Raw genomic sequence first — 3,607 nt, 5'->3', positions numbered from 1 at the left:
GTTCGTTCAAGACAAAATGCATAACTGGCCTGTGCCACTTTATCTGCAGGATCAATTTCAGCTGCCTGCCGATAACAAATCTCAGCATAGGTATAAAACCCCTGCCCTAAAAATGCTTGCCCTAACGTGATCCATTCTTTACTGGAACCGGCTTCTGCCTGCTTTGCCAGTTCCTGAAAATCAGACATCGTCAAAGGATCAACAAACTCTGCAGCAGGCAACACGGGTATATGGCGTGATAGTCGTTTTACCACAAGATACCCACAGGTGCCCAGCTCGATGACCAACAAAATCAACAGGAAGCGTACGAATACGATCATGGTTTCTCCTTTTGATTCAGCCAGGCGGTAATTCTACCGATTCTCTGGAAAGGCTTAAGCAGGTTGAGTCCCCCAGCAACAATATCATCTTGTCCATCACCATTCAGATCACCTACGGCTACGGTTGTAAGATGAATGGGATTGTTGGCGATCTGCCAGGATGTAAAATTTTGGTTTCCATCATTTTCCAACCAGACTACACTGGCTGATTTGGGATCGTACCAATCGTTTGCCATGCTCACCAGAACAACATCCAGATCTCCATCTCCATCAAGGTCACCGACATCAGCTGCATAGGTGCCACCCAGATTAGAGATACGATGTGACTCGAATTCCCAATCCCCTTTATTCTCAAACCAGTAACATCCATGATAAGGCTGAGGATAGGCATCCAGGTCTTCCAGATTATCACCGGCAGGCAGAACCAGATCCTGATCCCCATCCTGATCAAGATCTACCTTTATCAGTCCCGCCCCCCCCAGATCCAGATTGACCGTCATCCAGAGTTTACGTTTTTTAAATTTTCCCTTACCCAGATTTTCAAAACCCCAAAGCTCTTCTTCATCCTGAGTGACAATGGCAGCAATATCCAGATCCCCATCGCCGTCATAATCTGCCACAGGCACATGAATTGTTCCCGGCGCGTTTAATAACTCGTGATCTCGAAATTGCAAGTCGCCTTGATTTTCCAGCCATAATACAGATCCGCGGATATACCCAAAAATACCAACCGCCAGATCAAGGTCACCATCACCATCAAAATCTCCAGGCTGAACATCGGCAACGCGTCTGACATCATCCAGAATCACGTGCCTCACGTATTCATCACCTTTTCGCTCGTAGAGCTCGACACGTCCAATCACTCGATCGTCGGGAAGTAAGTTCCCTAAAATTGAAACGATAATGTCCTGGTCCCCATCAGCGTCGATGTCGACAACAGTCGCATGTGCAGGGTCCGCCAGATCTTTCAGCAGAACCTCCTCCTGCCAGGTCCCCTCTCCGTCCCTCTTAAATCGGGAAATCACACCCCGCGTAGTATCACAGGCGACAACATCATTCTGCCCATCACCATCGATATCTACAATTTGCACATTCGTAATCAGTGGTAAGCCCACTGGATCTGGTCCGACATTCACTTTTTTAAATGGCAATTCCGATGCGGGATAAGAAGTCCCCCCGGAAAAGATCTCCGGCTGCTGTCCCAGCGAAGGCAAATCGGACAACCACCACCACGTGCCCAGAGGGATCAATATGATCAGGCAGATGAGTAACGGAACGCGAATTTTTAGAGACATAAATTATCCAACGGTGTTGTGGAATGCGAGGATTATCAATCTAAGTCAGGAGGCAGCAACGGCTTCCTGACTGAATCATATAGAGCAAACAGAACCCGAGACAATCATGGAAGGCATCAAAAACAGAGTAGAAACCGGTTTTTCTCACCACTTGCCTTCTCTACGCAGACCGGGTTGAAAATTTCACTGCCGATTACATTTTTTTCGGTATTTATCACAAATATTTCCACTCAGATAACTTACTTAAACTGTTTCAGAGACGCCCTTTTCTTTGAAATGTTACTTTCGTCACATCAAGACAAAATCTATTTAATTTAGATAGATTCCACCTGACGAATCACATAAGACAGATCAACCAAACCGCCTACTGGTCCACAGTTCGGTAATCACGATTCTTAATTTGATTAAAAGCAAAGGACTATTACGGCAGCGCATTATTAACGGAAAACCAGGAATCCGGCAAAGCCCTATCAGCAGCCCTGGAACGAACGTTGAGAACATTAAGGATGATGCCCGTATGGTCAATAAGTTCAACCTGATCGACTTTAGGTGATCCCTGAAAAAGACCTTGCCAATGATATCGGAAAACCACCATCCCCGAAATGGACGCTGATAATTGACCTGCCATCTTTGCTGGCTATCGAAACTTTTATTCACAATACGGCCACGGACAGAGCCATTTTGAGAACCGATAATATTCACCAATTGAAGCAGTTCCTAAATTCAGCCCGAAAATGCGGCATATAAGGTGAGTCCCCTGGCATAACCATCAGGACTCCTGTTTTTCCTTCTGACGGCCCTTTGAAGACCGGTTTCCCTGGTGTTCAGAGGGCCGTTTTCAGTTGGCCCATACCTGGGGCAGAGTTAACTCAGGCGCTCTCCCCATCAATAAAAACCAGAGGGTGTCTTTTGTCGAGACGTCATCTGGTATCTATCTACCAACCCCGGTCTATTCCGGTGGTGGTCTTCCTTTTATCGAGGACCACTGCCGCCATGGGAGTGGTCCACCAATTGAGGAGTGGTTCCATGATTACGGCAGCCAGCCAAACAGACGAAACTTCAACTGAGTCCTGGCAAGGGGAATTTATGAAAATGTTACCCAGAATTAAGAGACAGGCACGCGCTGCCTTTATCAGTATGGATGCAGAAGCGAGGGAAGATGCGGTTAGTGAAGTGGTCGCAAACGCGATGTGTGCTTATAAACGGCTTCACGAACGGGGAGAACTGGAGCGGGCCTTTATTTCAGCCCTGACTCGCTATGCGATCGCCCAGTTCCACGATGGTCGCCGCGTCGGTTCGCCCCAATGCGCGGGGGACGTGTATTCAGTGCGCGCGAAAAGAAGAGGAAATCACAAAAGGATTCACCTGGGAACTCCTAGCAAACGGGTGGGTGAGTGGATGGAATGCCTAAAGGACAACCGCATTACTCCCGTACCAGATCAGGTGGCCTTTCGAATCGATTTTCCTGAATGGCTGAATTCTCAGGCCCCCCGCAACAAACAGATCGCAGAACGACTGTCGCTCGGCTTTTCTACTGGTGACGTTGCGACAGAGTTTGAGTTATCTCGCGGGCGGGTTTCACAACTCAGGCGGGAACTGTCTGAATCATGGTACGAGTTTATCAGTTCTGCACTGGAATGAACTGAGGATCATGATCAATAAAATCACTCCGGGTAAGAGCTAATGCAGCACGTGACCTCGATACATAATCTAATAGTAAAGAGGATAATATATGGACGCATTGGTCAGCCTGGCAGGCCTTGTCGGTCTTGGTTATTGGCTCTACCCGACCGAAAAACGGGAGGGCTCCAGAGCAACATTCGGGGTCGGATTGCGGCGTGGTATGAGACGATAACGAAATTTATTTGAATTCTCACAAGCCTTCTTGCCCATCCTGGATGGGTAAGTGGGCCTCTTTTTTTTAGTATTCAGAGAACGAGATAGATCTCATCTCCTGTATAAAGTCCCGGTAAGATGCGGATGCCAAATCTG

3 protein-coding genes are annotated in these 3,607 nt (G+C 47.6%); 1 reads left to right on the top strand and 2 read right to left on the bottom strand.

The annotated features are described in order from the left end of the window. Together Q0668_RS02390 and Q0668_RS02385 are read right to left on the bottom strand one after the other, a co-directional pair. Nucleotides 1-320: hypothetical protein (locus Q0668_RS02390; RefSeq protein ID WP_298859563.1), on the bottom strand; the 320-nt coding region annotated here is incomplete at its 3' end. Continuing rightward, entirely contained in the window at nt 317-1,615 is a 1,299-nt protein-coding gene (locus tag Q0668_RS02385; protein WP_298859561.1) for a VCBS repeat-containing protein, read from the bottom strand. The genes Q0668_RS02385 and Q0668_RS02390, both read right to left, overlap by 4 nt. Nucleotides 1,616-2,707: 1,092 nt before the next feature. On the opposite strand from Q0668_RS02385, the gene Q0668_RS02380 reads away from it, so the two are divergent. Beyond that, nucleotides 2,708-3,256, top strand: a complete 549-nt coding sequence (locus Q0668_RS02380) for a hypothetical protein (RefSeq protein ID WP_298859559.1) — start codon at nt 2,708-2,710, stop codon at nt 3,254-3,256. Nucleotides 3,257-3,607 lie beyond the last annotated feature (351 nt).

Source organism: uncultured Gimesia sp. (assembly GCF_937910335.1).
GTDB lineage: Bacteria > Planctomycetota > Planctomycetia > Planctomycetales > Planctomycetaceae > Gimesia.
Note: the sequence above shows the minus strand (reverse complement) of the source record. Positions and strands in the feature narration are given on the sequence as shown.